The organism is Reinekea sp. (assembly GCF_982785585.1).
Genome location: NZ_CEYAVF010000012.1, coordinates 1 through 18,949 on the forward strand (window position 1 = coordinate 1; position 18,949 = coordinate 18,949).

At 53.7% G+C, this 18,949-nt stretch carries 15 protein-coding genes and 1 tRNA gene; 13 read left to right on the forward strand and 3 right to left on the reverse strand.

The genetic code is table 11. The features are described from left to right. The first annotated feature begins 237 nt into the window (after window positions 1–237). From bamJ to AC4FIC_RS06565, 3 genes are read left to right on the forward strand one after another with little or no spacing between them, the layout of a single operon-like run. Window positions 238–714: a BamJ family beta-barrel-assembly machinery protein gene (gene bamJ, locus AC4FIC_RS06555; RefSeq protein ID WP_273286580.1), complete on the forward strand. Its 477-nt coding sequence runs from the start codon at window positions 238–240 to the stop codon at window positions 712–714. Window positions 715–723: 9 nt separating this feature from the next. Continuing rightward, window positions 724–1,686: a thiamine-phosphate kinase gene (gene thiL, locus AC4FIC_RS06560; RefSeq protein ID WP_476194215.1), complete on the forward strand. Its 963-nt coding sequence runs from the start codon at window positions 724–726 to the stop codon at window positions 1,684–1,686. Window positions 1,687–1,727: 41 nt separating this feature from the next. After that, window positions 1,728–2,207 carry a phosphatidylglycerophosphatase A family protein gene (locus AC4FIC_RS06565; protein WP_100256130.1) on the forward strand — a complete coding sequence of 160 codons (480 nt, stop codon included), beginning with the start codon at window positions 1,728–1,730 and terminating at the stop codon, window positions 2,205–2,207. A gap of 122 nt (window positions 2,208–2,329) precedes the next feature. Here AC4FIC_RS06565 and ptsP read toward each other — a convergent pair whose 3' ends face one another. Then, window positions 2,330–4,576, reverse strand: a complete 2,247-nt coding sequence (gene ptsP, locus AC4FIC_RS06570) for a phosphoenolpyruvate--protein phosphotransferase (protein ID WP_100256131.1) — start codon at window positions 4,574–4,576, stop codon at window positions 2,330–2,332. A gap of 57 nt (window positions 4,577–4,633) precedes the next feature. Next, entirely contained in the window at window positions 4,634–8,491 is a 3,858-nt protein-coding gene (locus AC4FIC_RS06575) for an FG-GAP-like repeat-containing protein (protein ID WP_476194216.1), read from the reverse strand. Between the two features lie 360 nt (window positions 8,492–8,851). On the opposite strand from AC4FIC_RS06575, the gene AC4FIC_RS06580 reads away from it, so the two are divergent. From AC4FIC_RS06580 to AC4FIC_RS06605, 6 genes are all read left to right on the forward strand, one after another. After that, window positions 8,852–8,928: transfer RNA gene (locus AC4FIC_RS06580), tRNA-Ile, on the forward strand. Between the two features lie 307 nt (window positions 8,929–9,235). Continuing rightward, entirely contained in the window at window positions 9,236–10,603 is a 1,368-nt protein-coding gene (locus tag AC4FIC_RS06585) for a substrate-binding protein (RefSeq protein ID WP_100256133.1), read from the forward strand. Between the two features lie 112 nt (window positions 10,604–10,715). Beyond that, entirely contained in the window at window positions 10,716–11,615 is a 900-nt protein-coding gene (locus AC4FIC_RS06590; protein ID WP_227003746.1) for a branched-chain amino acid ABC transporter permease, read from the forward strand. Then, window positions 11,615–12,589: a branched-chain amino acid ABC transporter permease gene (locus AC4FIC_RS06595; RefSeq protein ID WP_100256134.1), complete on the forward strand. Its 975-nt coding sequence runs from the start codon at window positions 11,615–11,617 to the stop codon at window positions 12,587–12,589. The genes AC4FIC_RS06590 and AC4FIC_RS06595 overlap by 1 nt, the downstream gene beginning before the upstream one ends. 10 nt (window positions 12,590–12,599) lie before the next feature. Then, window positions 12,600–13,352: an ABC transporter ATP-binding protein gene (locus AC4FIC_RS06600; RefSeq protein WP_100256135.1), complete on the forward strand. Its 753-nt coding sequence runs from the start codon at window positions 12,600–12,602 to the stop codon at window positions 13,350–13,352. 10 nt (window positions 13,353–13,362) lie between these two features. After that, a complete protein-coding gene (locus AC4FIC_RS06605) occupies window positions 13,363–14,091 on the forward strand; it encodes an ABC transporter ATP-binding protein (protein WP_273286570.1) in 729 nt (242 codons plus the stop codon). Window positions 14,092–14,168: 77 nt separating this feature from the next. Here AC4FIC_RS06605 and AC4FIC_RS06610 read toward each other — a convergent pair whose 3' ends face one another. Then, window positions 14,169–16,007 carry a carbohydrate binding domain-containing protein gene (locus tag AC4FIC_RS06610; protein WP_273286569.1) on the reverse strand — a complete coding sequence of 613 codons (1,839 nt, stop codon included), beginning with the start codon at window positions 16,005–16,007 and terminating at the stop codon, window positions 14,169–14,171. Between the two features lie 641 nt (window positions 16,008–16,648). On the opposite strand from AC4FIC_RS06610, the gene AC4FIC_RS06615 reads away from it, so the two are divergent. From AC4FIC_RS06615 to AC4FIC_RS06630, 4 genes are all read left to right on the forward strand, one after another. Next, window positions 16,649–17,023, forward strand: coding sequence for a glutaredoxin family protein (locus tag AC4FIC_RS06615; RefSeq protein WP_100256138.1), 375 nt, complete (start codon window positions 16,649–16,651; stop codon window positions 17,021–17,023). Window positions 17,024–17,324: 301 nt separating this feature from the next. After that, on the forward strand, window positions 17,325–18,281 hold the full coding sequence (locus AC4FIC_RS06620) for a CsgG/HfaB family protein (RefSeq protein ID WP_100256139.1): 957 nt from the start codon (window positions 17,325–17,327) through the stop codon (window positions 18,279–18,281). Next, window positions 18,281–18,610 carry a hypothetical protein gene (locus tag AC4FIC_RS06625; protein ID WP_476194218.1) on the forward strand — a complete coding sequence of 110 codons (330 nt, stop codon included), beginning with the start codon at window positions 18,281–18,283 and terminating at the stop codon, window positions 18,608–18,610. Before AC4FIC_RS06620 ends, AC4FIC_RS06625 begins: the two co-directional genes overlap by 1 nt. Further along, the gene (locus AC4FIC_RS06630; protein ID WP_100256141.1) at window positions 18,611–18,949 is read left to right on the forward strand and encodes a DUF4810 domain-containing protein; all 339 of its coding nucleotides are present in this window, start codon (window positions 18,611–18,613) and stop codon (window positions 18,947–18,949) included. It abuts the gene before it with no gap.

Genomic DNA, 18,949 nt, shown 5'->3' on the forward strand with positions numbered 1-18,949 from the left:
CTGAACGCGGCATAACGATCCCGCTTGCGTCTGCCGCCACTAACACCCGTTCAGCAAAGCTGAGCGGGTGGCTTCCAACAGCCTGCCAAAGCCTATGCATCCTGCCCGGCGACGGCCTGCTCACGACCCGCTCAAAATTTCCAGTGAATCGATGAATCAACCGATTGCGCTTCCGCGCGCGCGACTAATTCCGTATTATCCGGGCCTTGAGCCATTATTCTAAAGCCGGAGTTCCCTGTGTCTAAAATTATCGTTGCTGTTCTACTGTTGATCATCGCCTCAGTGTTGGTGAATCGTTATTTTACCAACCGTAAATCGGCCGAGGTCAACATTGCTGTCGGCCAGGAATATCTGATCGAGAACCTAAAAAACGTTAATGTGCAAACAACCGACTCAGGCCTGCAATACGAGACGCTGGTGCAGGGCGATGGCAGCGTGCATCCCAAGGCGACCGACAGGGTAACAGTGCATTACCATGGCACCCTGATCGATGGCACCGTGTTCGACAGCTCGGTTGAGCGTGGCCAGACCATCAGCTTTGGCCTGAACCAGGTGATCAAGGGTTGGACCGAAGGCGTTCAGCTGATGGTCGTCGGCGACAAGACCCGCTTCTATATTCCCAGCAAGCTGGGCTATGGCACCCAGGCCGCGGGTAAGATTCCAGCCGGTTCGGTGTTGATATTTGAGGTTGAATTGTTCGGCATTAACGAATAATGCATCCCGATGCATGAATTTGAACTGATCCAACGCTGTTTCGCCGACTGGCCCGTGCGCCATGCCCAGGTCTTAACCGGCATTGGTGACGATGGACTGGTCTGGCAAGACCCCCGTCCGCTGGTGATCTCTACCGACACCGCCGTTGTCGGTCGGCACTTTCCGGTCGATGCCAGCCCCGAACAGGTCGCCGGTCGGGCCTTTCTGCCCGCGCTCAGCGATCTGGCCGCGATGGGCGCCAGCCCAGCCTTCTTTACCCTGGCGCTGACCTTACCGGCGCGCCTCAATAATGCTTCCGAGCCAAACATTGAGAGCTGGATTCAGGCGTTCGCGACTGAGTTGCGTCGGTTGGCCATCGCGCATAAATGCATGCTGGCCGGTGGCGATACCACCGCCGGTGAGCAACTGACCTTGACCCTCAGTGTGCACGGCACCTGTGCCCAGCCGGTGTTGCGCAGCGGCGCGCAGGTGGGCGATGCGGTGTGGGTGACTGGGCAACTCGGTCAGGCCGCCGCGGCCCTGCCGTTGATCCTGGCGGGCAATGCCGCGGCGGCGCCACCGGCCTGGTTAGCCGCCTACTGGCAGCCCAAACCGCAAATCGCACTGGCCGAGCAGTTAGCGGTTTTCCTGCACAGCGCCATCGATATATCCGACGGTCTGCTCGGTGATGCCGGCCATCTGGCGCGCAGCAGCCAAGTCGACCTGCACCTGAACCTTAACGCGCTGCCGCTCGATGCCGATCTAGTGGCCCTGGGTGATCGCGGCCTGCAATACGCCTTGGCCGGCGGCGACGACTATCAGCTGTGCTTTACCGCTGGCATGAATGCCGGCGAGCAGATCGAACGGATCGCCCAATCACTGGGTGTTCGGGTTAGCCGGATCGGCGAGGTAAGGCAAGGCACTGGCCAGTTGCACTGGTATGATGATGACCGAAAACGGGATCTGCCCTGGCAGAGTTTTGAACACTTTTAACAAGAACTTAACTCAACACAACAATTCTGGAGCCCAAACCCATGATAGAACCTATCGAACGCCGCTGGCACAATCACTGGGTGCACTTTTTTGCCTTCGGTTTTGGCAGCGGTGCGGCGCCCAAAGCGCCTGGGACCTTCGGCACCCTGGCGGCCATTCCGCTCTACCTGTTGCTGGCGCAATTGCCGCTCTATGGTTATCTCGCGGCGCTGGTTGCTACCTTTGCCTTTGGTGTCTATGTCTGTGACCGGGCCGCACAGGACATGCAGGTGCACGATCACGGCGGCATCGTCTGGGATGAGTTCGTCGGTTTCTGGATCACCATGGCGTTCTTGCCGGTGCATTGGGTTTGGATCGTTAGTGGCTTTGTGCTGTTCCGGCTGTTCGACATTCTCAAGCCGTTCCCAATCTCCTGGCTCGACAAGCGGGTCAAGGGCGGTTTTGGCATTATGATCGATGATGTCTTGGCGGGTCTGTTTGCCCTAGCGATTCTACAAGCGATCCGCTATAGCTGGTTTTGATTGGCTCGCTCCGCTTTGCGTCGCTCAGAAAGTACCTGTCGCCGATGTTGGCCGGCACGGCCTTGAACGACCGTTAGGGCCGATGAGACAGCGCAAATGCTGCTCGACCGAGCCTACTAAAGTCATTCAAACTGTTCGGTATAGCCGATTTCACTGAGTTTTTGGCTCAATAGCGCTTGGGTGTCCTTGTCGTTGTCCAGCGCAATGGCTTGCTGCAGCAGCGCTTGGCAGTCGGCCATACTGATATGACGGATCAGCCACTTCATCACGGGCAATTTGTAGGCCGACATACTCAGGGTGTGTACCCCCATGCCGAGCAACAGCAGAACAGCGCGCGGATCGGAGGCCATTTCACCGCAGACGCTGACCGGCAGGTCGAGACGTTTGCAGGTTCGGACCAGGTCGTGAATGGCTGCCAAGACGGCCGGATGAAAATGGGAATAGAGATGCGCCACGCGCGGGTTGTTGCGGTCGACGGCGAGCAAGTATTGGGTCAAGTCGTTTGAGCCGATCGACACAAAGTCGATATTGGCGCGTAAGGTGGGCAGCATCCAGATGATCACCGGAACTTCAGCCATAATGCCAACCGGTGGTTTGTGGACCGGGAAACCTTCTTCATTAAGCTGTTTCACAGCCTCATCGATCAGGGCATGCACGCGCACCAATTCGTCTTCTTGGCTCAGCATCGGAACCATGATCTGCAGGTTGTCATAGCCGATATTGGCCAACAACATGGCGCGGATCTGGTCTAACTGGATATTGCGATAATCCAATGTGAAGCGAATGCCGCGCCAACCCAAGAACGGGTTTTCTTCTTTAATTGGGAAATAGGGCAGAGCCTTATCGCCACCGACATCGAGTGTGCGCATCACCACCGGCATCGGCGCATAGGCTTCGAGCACACCGCGATAGATACGCGTCTGTTCCTCTTCGGTCGGGAAGGTGTTGTGCACCATAAAGGGTATTTCAGAGCGGTATAGGCCGACACCTTCGGAGCCCCGTTCCAGTCCGGGTCGTATATCGGCCAGCAGACCGGTGTTGGTATAGAGGCGTATTTTCGCGCCATCGGTCGACTCCGCGGGCAGATACCGCAAATGGGCCAAGTTGGCTTGGCTGGTTCTGTGGTGGGCCATCACCTTGAGGTATTCGTTGGTGACTTGGTCCGGTGCGTTGCCAATGACCAGGCCGCGATGGCCGTCGAGAATTAGATCCAGGCCATGCAACATGCGCAGATCGCCTTCACCCAAGCCGACCACGGCGGGAATGCCGAGGGCATTGGCCAGAACCGAGGTATGTGACAGTTTGGAGCCCTGGTTACTGACCACCCCGGCGATGAATTTCGAGTCAATCCGGGTTAGGTGTTCGATGGTGATGTTTTCACCAATCAAGATTATCGGCACATCGCTGGTGATGACTTCCGGTTCCAGGTTCTGTAATTGACGGTAGACGCGCACGCCGAGCACGCGCAGATCATCGGCACGTGCCTTGAGGTAGAGGTCTTCCATCACATCGAACACGGCGATTTGGGTCATCATGCCCAGTTTCAAGGCCGTGCTGGCACTGACGCCATTGGCCAAGTGGCCCTGGATGGCCGAATGCAATTCTGGGCTGGTCAGCAGCAGCTTGTAGACATTGATCAGCGACGTCAGGGTTTCGGTGATGCCGTGGGTGTGTTCATCGCTCTCGAGTTCTTCGAGGGTATTGTCAAAGGCTTCCTGGATGCGTTGTTGCTCAAATTCCACACTGGTGCCACTGCGTTCTTCTATATCTTCTAAGCGAATATCATTGCGCACCACCCAGCCGCGGGCCATGGCGGTACCCGGCGCGCCGACGATACCGGTGAGGCGGATGACGGTATCGGTACTAACCTTAACGTGGGCCACCTTCTTCAGGCTGGCACCCTGACTGGCGACTAGGTGAGCGCCCATCGTAATCAGAAAAGCCTCCTCCTCCTCGGTGAAGCGACGGGTCTCCTTGACCTGAACCACTAAAACACCGAGCACTGCGCCCAGATGGATCATTGGGATGCCGAGAAAACCTTGATACCGGTCTTCACCGGACTCGACAAAAAATTTGAACTTAGGGTGTTGCTCGGCAAAGGGCAAGTTGAGCAAATGCTGGCGACTGGCAATGGTGCCGACCAGCCCTTCTCCGAGCTCCATGCGAATGATGCCAATGGCCGACTTGGCCAGACCCTCGGTTGCGGTTAGCACCATTTGCTGCATGTCATTCATCAGATACAGACTGCAAACATCGACCTTGAGGGCCGTGCGAATGCGGCGCACGATCATCGATACCAGAGCTTTTTGGCTCTTAACCTGACCGGCGTCGAGCAGGATTTTTTTGGCAAGCAATAACGGGCTTCGCATGGCGGGTACTTTTCGAGGGTCTCCGCGCGATTATACCAGATTCGCGCGCAAGGCCATTCAGTCTGGGGCTATTTTTTTACGTCGGACCAATAAAAGCAGACCCAGCATCCAGGGCAGTCCGGCGCCACCCCGGCTTGTTGGGCTTTGCGCCCCGGCGGGCTGGGGGTTTGCCAAGGGCACCGCGGAGCTGGCAGCCTCATTATTGAGCGCCATGTTGTTCAAATCGGTGCCGGCAAAATCGAGCCGGCTGGTGGCGCTTTGGTTATTGGCGCTGATGATATCGGCTTGGCCACTGTCATCGACGTCGACCATGAGCACGGTATCGGCACCGTCCGTGTCGAGCACGGCAATGGTTATTAAACCACCCCCAGACTGGACTTGCATGACTTCCAAGGCACCGCCGGGGCGCAGTACGGCCAGGTCATCACGGCCATCGCCATCGTAATCGCCGACGCTGAGATCGGCCACCGAGCTACCCAAGGACTGCAGCTGCAGGCTGCTCTGTCCATCCGAGTCGACCGTGAATATCTGCAAACCGGCCGGCTGGGCGTTATCGGCGGCATTGATAAAGACAATATCGCTTGCTTCGCCGTCGCCATCGAGGTCAGCCAAACTCATGCTTTCGGTGAGGTCATCGGCCCCGCCCAGTTCGATGCGCTCGAATTCAAGCAGCTCGGTCGCTCCGACTCGCCCTAGGGCCCGAGCCCACCGGTCCAAGCCGCGATTAAACAACAGCTGATTTGCTTGGCCGTAGTTAGCAAAGAGAATGTCCGGGCGACCATCGCGGTTGAAATCGTGTATCAGCACGGCACGCGCGCGGGTCCGGCCCAGTTCGGCGTGGAAGCTGAAGGTGCCGTCACCATTATTCAGGTAGAGGGTATTGGGGTTATCCCAATTGGCGAAGACCAGGTCAATGTCGCTATCTCCGTCGATATCGCCAAAGGCCACACCTCGACTGTTGGCCAACCCGAGCCGGTCGATCAAGGCGAACTGGCCATTGCCATCGTTGCGATAGACGCTATTGGCCTCGCCGCCCCCATTGGCCAGGACCCAGTCGATATCGCCATCATCGTCGGCATCAAACAAGGCCATGCCATAGCTGTTGGCGGCATCGCCCAAATGGCTGTGTAACACCGGGCGAAACCAGGACCGGTCGAAGCGATAGCTGGTGCTGGCCTGACCTGGGCCATTGGCAAAGAGCAGCTCTGGCCAGCGCCCGCCCTGAATATTGGCGATGCCCAGTGCCCGCACCTGACCCTTGCCGAACGCCGGCACGCTGTATTGGGGAGTTGCTGGGGTGCTGGCGCTAAAGGTCAGGGTGACTCGAGCCTGGTTGTTGTCGGGCAGAACCTCAAAACCGGCGTGTTGGGCAGTGAATCTTAGATCGCTGCTGCCGACCGAGTCCTGGCGCACCGCGAGGGTGAGTTGGGTCGAGTCGGTCAGGCTGAGCACGCATGATTGACGCTCTGGGTCGGTGTCGGGCAGATTGCTCGCCACAGGGCAACGGCTGTCCTGGCTGGACCACTCGCCGTTGAAACTCAGGCTGAGCTCGGCCTCGAGCGAGCTTTTTGGCCCCAGATTGGTCAGCGTTAGGGTGACCGGCACCCAGCCGTTGGTGGACCAGAGGGTGCGTTCGACGGCCAGGCTGACGCTCAGATCGCTGGCACTGAGATCATCGAGAATGGGCAGCGTCCGACTCTCGTAGACCGTCGCACTGCCGTCGCTCACGCCGATCTCGAGGCTGTGCTCGCCGACCGCGCGATAGTCCGGTCGAATCTGCAACAGCCCAGTGGCCGACAGTTCGAGCCAGTCTGGCGCCTGGCGCAGACTAAAGCTCAGGGCGTCGCCATCGAGGTCGAATCCGGTCAACTGAACGTCCAGATCCCGATAAATTTGCCCAGTGGGCAGCGCCGGACCGGTCAATTCGGGCAGATCATTGACCGGAAGCACCGTCAGTAACAGTGGCAGACTGTTGCTACTCAGCTCGCCATCACTCAGCGTCAAGTTGATCGATAGGCTGCCAAACCAGTTGGCATCGGGAATGATCTTATCGGCGGCAATCTGATAATGGTCGCCGCGTTCGAGGCTTAGGCTGAAGTCACTGCTATCGGGGTCGTTCAGGTCGAGCAGAGCCTGGGTGACCAATAGGCTGCCGTCTTCATGAATAGTCTGCGGCGCGATGCTCAGTAACCGGGGGGCGTCATTAACCGCCAGCACATCGATAGTCACCAGGAAGGTAGCGCTGAGCAGTTGGCCATCGTTGATCTGCATGGCGACTGTGAGCGGCCCGGCATAGTCGAGCGCCGGTACCAGCCGATCGCCGTTCACCTGATAATGGTCACCGGGGCTGACCACCAGGCTGAAGACGCTCGAGTCGACATCGCTGAAGAGCAGCAGCTGCTCGTCCAGTAACCGATCTAACGGCAACTCGTTGTCTTCCTCGAACTCTATCAGGCGCTGCCCGGTCAGTTCCGGCGCATCGTTAACCGGCGTTACCACGATGTGAGCGATTACCACCTCGCTCAGGGCCAGGCCATCGCTGACTTGAACGGGGACCAGCAACTCACCCGACCAGTTCGCATCGGGCCGAATCTGCGTGCCCATCACCTGGTAATGGCTGCCGCTGCCGAGCATTAGGCTAAAGCTTTGGCTGTCGGGGTCGACGATGTTCAGGTCGGCGAGGCTCAGAGTCAGGCTGTTGTCTTCGAGTACGGTGAGGGCGCCAATGGCCCCAATGATCGGTGCATCGTTGACCGGGCTGACGGTGAGCACAAAGTTAAAGGGCGCACTGTTGTATTCCAGATCACTGACGCTAACCGGAATGGTCAGCGTGCCAGCGAAGTTTGGCGCCGGGATGATGGTCTGCTGGTCGATCGTGTAGGCGCTCCCCGATGAAATGTTCAGGCTGAGACTGGCCGGCGCTTCATCGATCAGTATCAGGTCGGCCAGTGCCAAGGTGTAGCGCCCATCTTCGCGCACCGTCACTGTCCGCTGGCCAATGATTTGCGGCGGCTCGTTGCGGGTCGTCGCCCAACCCAGGTCCTCCAACATGGTCACCGCTAGATCGGTTTCGGGTATGGTATCGTGCAGGTCGACCATCATCAGCTGCTTGGGCAGCGTGCCGTCGTGTAGGTGCAGGCCGGTGAGCTCGGGCGCGTCATAGCTGCGGGTAAAGAGCAGCAGCGCATCATCGGTACGCCCGAAACTCAGACCGCTGGCGGCGGCCCAGCTGTTGTTACCAGCAAAGGCCAGGTCGGAACTGCGATGGGCGAGGGCGCGGATCTCGGCGCCGGTCATATCGACCACACTGCGGCCGGTGACCGAGGACTTGAGCCCAGTCAGATAGATATCGTCCTGACCGTTGAGCCGTTCACCAGTGGTAACATTGCCCAGCGCGATCAGGCCCAGGCCATGGGCCAGTTCCTGCAATGTCTCAAAATAGAGGCTGTACTGGCTGTAGTCGTAATTGGCGTCGTAGCCGAGATACCATTTTTGGCAGGCCGAACGATTGATCATCCGGGCATTGAAGGCAATATTAATATCGGCCGCTCCGGGCAGCAGGTCGGTGCCGGCCAGGCTATTAGCCAGGGCGATAGGGTAGTGCGTGTTGGCCAGCGGCGCTTGGGGAAAGTTGATCGCACTGGCCGGTGGCTGTGTCTGCACTTGGACATTGTAGGAAAAGCTACAGACCTTATCCACGGTTCCGACATAGACCTCGATTAGGACGTCGGAGCGCAGAGTGTCGGCCCAAAATTGCGCCGCCTCATTCATCACCGTCTGGTAGCTGGCGGTGTAGATCGGGTGGTAGGTCATCATGAAGTTGCTGCCCTGGCCTTGTACCAGAGTGCCCGCAGACACCATGGGTAGGCATAGGGTCAGCAGACCCGTAGCCAAAAACCGATTCATCGCCATCATCACTGCCCCCTATAGATGCAGCTAACCATAGGACCCTAACCCAATTCCTCAACGTAATTTGGCAATGGGATGGCGGAACTGTGAACCGAACGCTGTTATGGGTCCATTAGAACCACGATAGCGTCAATTTCCTGTGCTTTTGGCTGGGCGGGCTCTAAGGTGTCATCTGGGGCCTTATTGGAAATGTCATCGCATTGGCACCCAATAATTGAACTCAGTTTGCCAGCTTGAGCCAATCGGCATACCTGCCCAGGCTCCAATGCGGTCGACGATTTTCGGACTGGAGTTAAAAAACATAGATAAATCAACGATCTGGCTAGACTTGGCCGATGTGCGGGTTATAATGCGCAAGCTTTTTGAGGGCCTTTAGCTCAGTTGGTTAGAGCATACGACTCATAATCGTCAGGTCCCCGGTTCGAGTCCGGGAAGGCCCACCATTCAAAAAGACTCTAAGAACCCGCTTTTGGCGGGTTTTTGCGTTTCTGTGGTGCAGCTTTTGAGCCATTCACACTAAAACGTCAACTTGCGGCCAGTCTTATCCCGCTGCCAAAGACCCTTAATTCCCCGTCCTTCTTAAGCTGAAAGCGGCTTAGATTGCCATTAAGACTTTAGTCTCATTCACTAAAGTCTAATTAACAACAGGCTCTAACTCCTTAGACTAGACCTTACCCTAGAAGCACATCTGGATGTATTCGCTGGCAGTGCTGACTTTGGTTTAACAACAATAATAATATGGAGACTTCTATGACCGACAAGAAATCAGAGAACATCACCAAGCCCGCTTCTGGATGGTCCCGTCGCGATATACTCAAGGCCAGCTCCGTTGGCGCTATTGGTGCAGCAACGCCAATGTTTTATACTCCCAATGCATGGGCCGCCAAAACAAACAGTAACTATCCAGTAATGGGCAGTGAAGTCGTCTTCGGTTTTAACGTGCCGCAAACAGGCGCCTACGCCGACGAGGGCGCCGATGAATTGCGTGCCTACAAGCTGGCGGTTGAACACCTAAACAACGGTGGTGGCATGCTCGAAACCCTGAAGCCAAGCAAGTTAACCGGCAATGGCGTTTTGGGTAAAAAAGTTACCTACGTAACCGGTGATACTCAAACCAACGCAGACGCGTCGCGGACTTCTGCCCGCCGCATGATCGAGCGTGACAAGGTCATTATGGTTACCGGTGGTTCCTCTTCGGGTATCGCCATTGCACAGCAGTATTTGTGTAACGAATTAGGCGTTATTTTTATGTGTGGTTTGACGCACTCAAACGACACCACGGGTAAGGACAAGCAGCGTTACGGTTTCCGTCATTTCTTTAACGCTCACATGACCGGCAAAGCTTTGTCGCCAGTGTTGAGCAAAGAATACGGTAAAGACCGTCGCACTTTCCACCTAACCGCTGACTATTCTTGGGGCCATACCCAGCAAGAGTCTATGCAGGAATTCACCGAGAAAGAAGGTTGGTCAACTGCAGGTAACATCCTGACGCCGTTGAAGACGACCGACTTCTCTCAGTATCTGTCGCAAGTACTAAACTCCGATGCAGACGTGTTGATCCTCAACCACTACGGCGCAAACATGGTTAACTCGCTTACCAATGCGGTTAACTTCGGTATGCGTGACATGCAGAAGAACGGCAAAAACTTAGAAATCGTTGTGCCTTTGTATAGCCGTTTGATGGCCAAAGGTGCAGGTTCTGCCAACATCGACGGTGTATTAGGCACCTCGGGTTGGAACTGGGCGCTAGAAGACGAAGGTTCTAAGGTATTTGTCAAGGCCTTTACCGATGAGTATGGCTTCCCACCTTCCCAGGCAGCTCACACCTGTTATGTGCAGACTCTTCTGTATGCCAACGCGTGTGAAATGGCGGGAACTTTCTACCCACCAGAGGTGATTAAAGCCCTAGAAGACTTTCAATTCACCGGTGCCGGTAACGGTCCTACGCTTTATCGTGGCGAAGATCACCAGTGTATTAAAGACATCTTGGTTATGCAGGGTAAATCACCTTCTGCGCGAACCAGTGACTTTGACTATCTGAAGATCATCGATACGGTTTCTGCCAAGACTGTTGACTATGACCCAGCCATCTTTGGTGGTGATTTAGGTCCAGTCTAGTCTGTCCAATCTGTTAATACAGCTCTAACGCGCGCCAGTAAATGGCGCGCGCCTATATATCTAAAACAATAAAAATGAATTTGTCATAGCAACAAATGGGAGCAGCTCTAAAATGGATATGACCCTCAACGCCTTTACCCTCTCAATCTTAACCGGCCTGCAGCTGGGATCCATTTACGTGCTAATCGCTCTTGGACTAACACTGATTTTTGGCACCTTGGGTGTAGTAAATTTCGCCCACGGAGCTCTGTACCTTATCGCTATCTATTTAGCCGTAAGTATCAATAATTCACTGGGCTTTGGCTTTGCGCTTGTTTTGGTACCGCCAATTCTATTTATAATCGGGGTACTCTTGGAACGCGGTTTAATTAAACGTTTTTACGACCGACCGCACACCGATCAGATTTTGGTAACCTTTGGCTTGGCCATCGTGTTGCAAGAATTATTAAAGTGGGTATTTGGTGCCAACAATATTCCCTTTTCCATCCCCAGCTGGGGCAATGGAATTATAATGTTGCATGAATACCTACCCTTCCTAGACGGATTTGTTGTCTACCCTAAGTGGCGCATGATCTTAGTCGTGGTGGCCATCGTTACGGTAGCGGCCGTATTCGCTCTATTACATCTAACTCGTTTCGGACTGGTTATTCGGGCCGGCATGCGCGATGCAGAAATGCTTCAGTTCTTGGGGGTTAATATTAACCGCCGTTTTATGTTGGTGTTTGGCTTAGGTGCGATGATTGCCGGTATCGCGGGCGTGTTCGGCGGCCCCGTGACACAGGTATCGCCAGAGGTCGGCATGAGATTACTGGTGCCGTCCTTCTTGATTGTGGTTATCGGGGGCATGGGTTCCCTAGGTGGTGCGGTATTGGCTGGTATTTTGATCGGTATGGCTCAGAGCTTTACGGCCCCGTATATCTACCTCAATACCATTATTATCTACGTAATTACCGTTATCATCTTATTGGTCCGTCCGCGTGGTTTATTGGGTGCCAAAGGAGTATTTGAATAATGAATAATGAAAAAAGCTTTTGGCAATATAACAAGGCCGTTTTGGTGTTTTCCGCAGTAGCCCTCACGATGCCTTTCTGGTTCCCGTTCTTAGGTGGCTATTCTGGCTTAGATACAAAGATTATGATCTTTTGTATTTTTCTAGTCGGCTTCGATATCCTATTAGGCTTTACCGGCTATCTATCTTTTGGCCATGCAGCCTTCTTTGGCACATCTGCCTATATAACCGGCATCATGCTGAAGAATTATTCCGACAATATCATTCCAGCCATGATCGTAGCGGTAGCGGCAACAAGCGTTATTGCCTTAATCATCGGATTATTGACGCTCAAAAGAACCGGAATCTATTTTTCCATTCTCACTCTAGCCTTCGCCGAGATGTTTGATTCCATGGCGATGTCGATGTTGCAACGCTGGACCGGTGGTGAAAACGGGCTAACCGGTCTGCCGACACCAATGTTGTTTAGCATGGAAATGAAGGGCGATAATATATTCTACTTCTGTACCCTGATCGCCATTGTCCTGTTTTATGCTGCCAAGCGCATTGAACGCTCGCCTGTGGGCCTGATGATGAAAGCCATTAAGAGTAACCAAGTTCGTTTGGAATACACCGGCATCAGCGCCCTAAAGTATAAGCTCTTAGCCTTTGTGCTGAGCGCAGTGTATGCCGCGATCGCGGGATCACTGATGGTGGTTTACGAGCCATTTGTTGGTCACGAATTCCTCGGTTGGCATCAGTCGGGTGAAGTGGTCATTATGTCGGTTATCGGCGGTGTCGGTACGCTGATCGGACCCATGCTCGGTGCGGCCTTTATGCTGTACTTTGAAAACGTCTTATCGGTCAGCTTGGGTGAGCAATGGTTATTGGTCCTAGGGGTCATCTTTATGGCCGTGGTTATCTTCATGCCCGGTGGTTTTATGGAAGCCGTTGCCCGCCTAAAGAAACGTTTTTTCACCAACGGCGACGCCGAATAGGAGACTGACCATGGCTATACTAGACATACATCAAGTGTCCTTAAGTTTTGGCGGTTTAAAAGCCTTACAAAACGTTAATTTAAAAATTCAACGCGGTACAACCCATGCTTTGATCGGACCGAATGGCGCCGGTAAGTCGACCTTACTTAATGTGTTGACGGGCATGTTGAAGCCCGATGATGGTTCGGTTATGTTCGACGGTAAGCCATTGCTTGATGTCAACGCGCACGACATTACTCAACTGGGTATCGCTAAGGTATTCCAAACACCGGCTATTTTTCCGGAAATGACGGTATTGCAAAATGTCACCATTCCAGTGTTTGCCGCCAGAGACGGTGTTTTTAACTTTAATCTGTTCGAGGGCCGTAAGAAGCAACGTCCGCTGATTGAATTTGCCGAGCAGCAACTGTGCGAGTTGGGTTTAGAAAATCATATGCATATGCTAGCGGGCAGCCTGTCACGCGGTGATAAGCGGCGGTTAGAAATGGCCATCTGTTTGGCCAATAAACCACGGCTATTATTGCTCGATGAGCCGACTGCAGGCATGGCGCGCCATGAAACTGAAAAAACCATTGAGTTGCTGCAAAGTATGAACGACGGCATCACCAAGGTCATCGTTGAACATGATATGAACGTGGTTTTCTCGCTTGCCGATACGATTTCGGTCTTATCGCAAGGTCAAATAATTGCCGAAGGTGCACCCGCTGATATTAAGGGTAACCCTAAAGTCATCGAAGCCTACCTCGGCGAAGCACAGGTTTAAGGAAAAGACTATGTCATCAACTGATCAAGCTCCGAAGTCGTTCTTTTCTTGCCACGACCTCAAGGCCTATTATGGCGAAAGCTATGTGGTCCAGGGTCTCTCTTTTGATATTCCAGAAGGCGATATCGTTGCCTTATTAGGCCGTAACGGTGCGGGTAAAACCTCGACGCTGCGGACCATTGCCCGGGCCAACCAGCCTGCGCTGGCGACGGGCGATATCTGGCTGAATGGCCAAGCCATTCATTCGATGAAACCCTTTGAAGCCGCCCGCGCTGGGATCCAATTGGTCTGTGAGGACCGACGCATTATTCCCGGCGTTACCGTTGAAGAAAACATTATTTTGGCGCAGATTGCCGAACCATTGGGCTGGTCGATTGAGAAGATTTTCGGCCATTTCCCGAAACTGCAGGAGCGGCGTAAGCAAGAAGCGTCTACCCTGTCAGGCGGTGAGCAACAGATGCTTGCGCTCGCCCGAGCCTTAGCGCGGGACGTCAAGCTACTGCTGCTTGATGAGCCCTATGAAGGATTGGCGCCGGTGATTGTGCAAGAAATTGAGCGCATGCTGCTGGAAATTAAGAAAATGGGTATCACCACCATTATCGTCGAGCAGAATGCGGTGGCAGCCCTTAAACTGGCCGACCACGCCATTATTATGGATTCCGGTGTTATCGTCTTTACCGGTACGGCGCAAGAAGTGCTGGAGAACCAAGCATTGCGTGAAGAGTACCTCGCAATCTAACGGATAACCTAGAGTCAACATAAGAAACCCGCACCTGGTGCGGGTTTTTGCGTTTATAAAGGGGAAATTAATGTTGTTTAGTAGCGTGCGAATTGCAGCCCAAATATCTTATAACCAATCTCACCCGCAGGCACCTCTTGGTCGACAAAGAACTGGATCGCCTTAACTTCATGGAAATTAAAGCCCGGCGTATCGAAGACATAGGTTGGGATATAGTAAGACGCCATGTAGCGGGCATAGCGTAATCGATACGTCGAGGGGGCAACGGCCTTGGAGACATGGCCCCAGATATCGACCAAACGCACCTTCAGGCCAGGTTCGCCATGGACCTGGCCGCGGAAGGTCAAGTAGGTATTGAGGTTAGCCACCGACTTGCCGAAATCTCGATCAACAAAGCCGGTGGGTTCAACACCGGTATTTTCAACCGATGTGGTTAGGTTGGCCGCCGCGTAGCCCGAACCATTGTGGCTGAACTGCAGGTCTATCGCGGATACTTCATATTCACCATAGGGGCCGGTGAAGAACGAACCAATCACCACATCCTGCCATTGGTTAGCAACGTTTATGCGCGAGCCATCGGCCATCGCCGTGGTGCTGTAATTATATTCGCCGTTACCCAAGGTATCGCTCAGCCACCAATGACGTTTAGCCTCCATGGCCACCCCCTGTTCGACGACATTGATAAAGCCGATGTTATCGAGGTAAAACACCCCCGAGGATGGGCTGGCATTGTCGTTGAAGCGAATCCAGATCTCTTTAATGCGCCGCAGATCACTCGTCGCCGCCGTCAGGTCGGCCAGTGGAATCCGGACTTCGGTCCAGTCGTCTAGGGCCCAATCGAATAGGTAGTCCGACAACTTGACCGGATTGGCATTGCGGAACGGCGTTTCGATCAGATCGAGCGTGATATCGCCATTAAAATAGCCTTGGTCGCCAGTTTTGATAAAGAAACGCAAGGTGTTGTAAGCGGATAGATCCTTCGGTAAGTCTCGTTCATAAAAACTACTGGGTTCAACTCCTTGGCCATTGGGGTGGGTCGACAGATAGAGATCGATATAGCCGCCATGGAGATGCTCATAGCGAACTTCCAATGAACTCTGACCTTGGTAGGCCTCTGTTAGGCTGGTTTTTAGATCGTGCCAGTCATTGGCCGGGATATAGACGCTGCCCTCATCCCATCGGGACCAGCTGTAATTCCAGGCGCCGTTGAGGTTGAGGCTGGGTATGACGTTAGTTTCTTCGTACGCCCATTTGAATTCGGCAACCTCGGGGTAACGCAAAAAACTAATGTTATCAAGCGTGACCTCAAACGGCACATTGTTGTCGTTCTGATCGACCCGAAACACCACCTCGTTGACATTCCACAGTTGAAAACGATCAAAGTTATTAAAGGCTGGCATAAAGTCAGCCATGGGAACGACCACGCGCTGCCATGCATCGGAAATTTGGACGTAGTCTTTTAGCAGTGCATTCCTTGAACTATGGCCATTGGGTGAACTGATACTAACTGAGAGTGCGGATCGATTTGCGCCCGAACTGCCCTTTATAAAAAATTCTAAGGCGTCGATATACCTCAAGTCTTTGCCATCGAGATATTCTTGATCGTAGGTCGGCTCGGTACCGCTATTGGCATTTGCCGTGGGTATGGTGGCAAAGCCAAACGCCTGGGCAAAGTTATCGGTCTGATCGACATTCAGGTATCTTAAAAAGAGTGCGCTGTGGCCCTCATAGGCATCCGCGGTAAGGGGGATATTACCCCAGGGGTTGTACGATTGAAAATTGTCGTTGGTATGGCTGTAGTTCCAAACGTGATCACCATTATGGTCTTCCCATGCCCAGGGGATGCGTTCAAGGCCATTGGCGCAGAGCCCACCGGCAAACAATAAGGAGAGAGCGAAGAGTAGGGAGGTTTTCATAAAGACTCCTTAATTTTCAAATTGCAGTTATTAGTCAGGACGGGCTTGGTCCGATTGACTATCGACTGCCCAAGGCAAAGGCCTAAGGTTTTTCGGGAGAGTGGCCAAGGACAATGCCCAATCCACTTTACAACGATACGCTGGCCATGTTTAAAAACAATGGAATTGCCCATGAGCAAACTTTAATTAGAAACGTTTAGATTTCGCTCGCAAGTATTTTCAAGCTAAGACGGTTAATTGAACAGTTAGAAAATAATTTCATCGTTTAATCGCCCCTTATTCGGACTGCCTATGTCGACAGGTGAAAACTTGGATTTTGACCTCTGACCTCCAATTGCATATCGACCGCCATACAGCGGCGATTCAGGGGAGCATAGAAGTGCAAGTCAAATCGACCTGACGGCACAATAGTGCGGGAGGGTTGAAAGTGCACAAGCTTGGCGATCGGGAACAAACTGTGCTTCAATGCGCATCCGCATTTGGCGCGGTTAAGCCTTATATTGGGCACTCTGGGTTAACCAGACCATGGCGGCCAGCCTACTATAGTGCGGCGAGGCCACAGGTGCTCACAGGTTAGGGATGGTGCGGAGACTCCCTTACTTAGATCGAATTCCTCCGCGACACCACACAAAGGTATCTACATGTTTCTAGCACGTTGGATCTTAGGCGCGATCATCTTATTGGTAGAACGGCTATACAGCCCAAAGCCTGTGCAGCGCGATAACGACACCCAGGCCGCTGTTGATAACGAGACCGCCCAGCTGACTCTATACCAATACAAGGCTTGTCCTTTTTGCGTCAAGGTTCGTATGGCCATGAAGCGCCAGTCGCTGAGCATAGAGACTCGCGACGCCAAACGCAGTGACAGCGCCAAGGCCGAATTGCTGGCAGGTGGCGGTGTTCTGAAGGTCCCCTGTTTGAAAATTGTCGACCCGCAAGGCGCTACCAGCTGGCTGTACGAATCGTCCGATATTATTGTCTATCTTAATGACCGTTTTAGCCCCAACGTCGCCTAACATGAAGGCCGCCTAGGCGCATCACTTGGCGGTGCCCATTTTTTGGACGTGCCGATCGTCTAGATAATAGAACCCGCCTTGAGCGGGCTTTTTTGTGTTGGCGGGCTGTTAGCTAAGGCGACTCGCGGCTTTAATTGGTTGTGAGCAGCCGATACACCCTAACCAGCAATGTCAGTCAACGTCATTCACAGGATTAGCGGGACGTCGTGGCTAGTGAATAGCCATGCTAATAGGGTTAAACTTATACCTAATCACGTTGTTTTAACCTAAAAAACACAAAATGGCTAAAAAAGGAAACTGTATGCTCCATAGAACGTTGATAGTCGCTGGTGCCTTACTTTTAGCGGGCTGTGTGACAGCCCCCGTGACCCTAACCGGTGTTGAACCCGGTTACACAAGCGAGCAAATGCGCGCAGCCCAACAGGCCATGGCCCCCCAGCGGCTCGCGCTAAAGCGTAAAGTGGCGGTTGGTCGCCTGTCTAATGAAACCACCTACGGCAAGGGACTATTGTCGAACTCACCGGTTGATAAGATGGCCGAGAAAGTAGCCGATATGTTTGTTCAGGGCCTGGCCAATAGCGGCAATTATTTGGTCTTCGAGCGTCCCGACGTTGAACTTTTACAGGGCGAGTCCGATCTGTCCGGCACGGCGTTGGACCTAGTTGGGGTTGATACCCTGATTGTCGGTTCACTAACGGAGTTTGGCCGGGCCACCACGGGTAAGGCCGGTTTTTTTTCCTCTAGTAAAAAACAAGAGGCCAGTGCCACCATCGATCTGCGTCTGGTCGATGTGCGTACCGGGCAGGTGTTGCATTCTATTACCGGCAGCGGTGTAGCCTCCATTGAAGATCAAAACACCATGGGCTTTGGCGCGGTTGCCGGCTACGACGGCAGTATTAACGACCAGGCAATTGGCGCTGCGGTGAATGCCGCGGTTGGCAAATTGGACCTATGGATGCTGCAATCAGCCTGGACATCGGACATCTTAGCCGTTGAAGACGGGTTGATTTTTATCAGTGGTGGCCTGTCACAGGGCATTAAAGGCGGCCAACATTTCCACATTCTGACCAAGGGTAAAGAGGTTAAATCAACTACCACGGGCACTGTGATCACCTTGCCCGGCAAGCAGGTCGCGGAGATCGAGGTGATCTCGTCTTTCGGTGAGACTGAACTCGCGGAGGGCTCGATTACCCAGCTGGTATCAGGTTCCATTGAGGGCCTGGCCATTGACACGTTGCAAGTGAAGGAGATCCAGTGATGCGCTTTATTCTGATGGGATTGGCCGCACTGGTACTGTCCGCCTGTGCGATTAACAACCCGGTGACCGTTCAGTCGGTTGTCGATGATCGGCCCTTGGTGACCTTTAGCGTTAGCGGCTATGACATCGATCAGCTGCAATTGAGTATCGATAATCTGGACTATGGTCCGGTGAGCCAGTATCTGAATATGCTAGACCTGTCGGAAGCTGCGCTGCGTATTATTCCCGGTCAACATCTGATCGTTGTCTTTAACGGTCGGCAGCTTATTTATCAGCGAGATGTCTATCTCGGTGAATCATCGACCCTGACGATCAGGCTGCAACAATAGATGCGAGCGTTGCTGTCGATCCTAGTACTGGCCGGGTTGCTATCAGGTTGTGCGACCCAAGGGCTCTATGATTGGGGCGATTATGAGGCGGACCTGTTCGACTACTACCACCAACCCGGTGATAAAGAGCGGGTCATCGAAAACCTGGTACAGCATCTTGACCGTATGGCCGCGCAGGGTCGAAAGCCGGCGCCCGGTTTGCTGGCCGAAGCGGGCACCTACTATCTGTTGGCAGGCGATGCCGCAACGGCGGTGGATTTTTATCGTCAAGAAGCGGCGGCCTGGCCTGAAAGTCGGCCCATGATGGCGACCCTGATCACTAACTTGGAGGCCAAATAG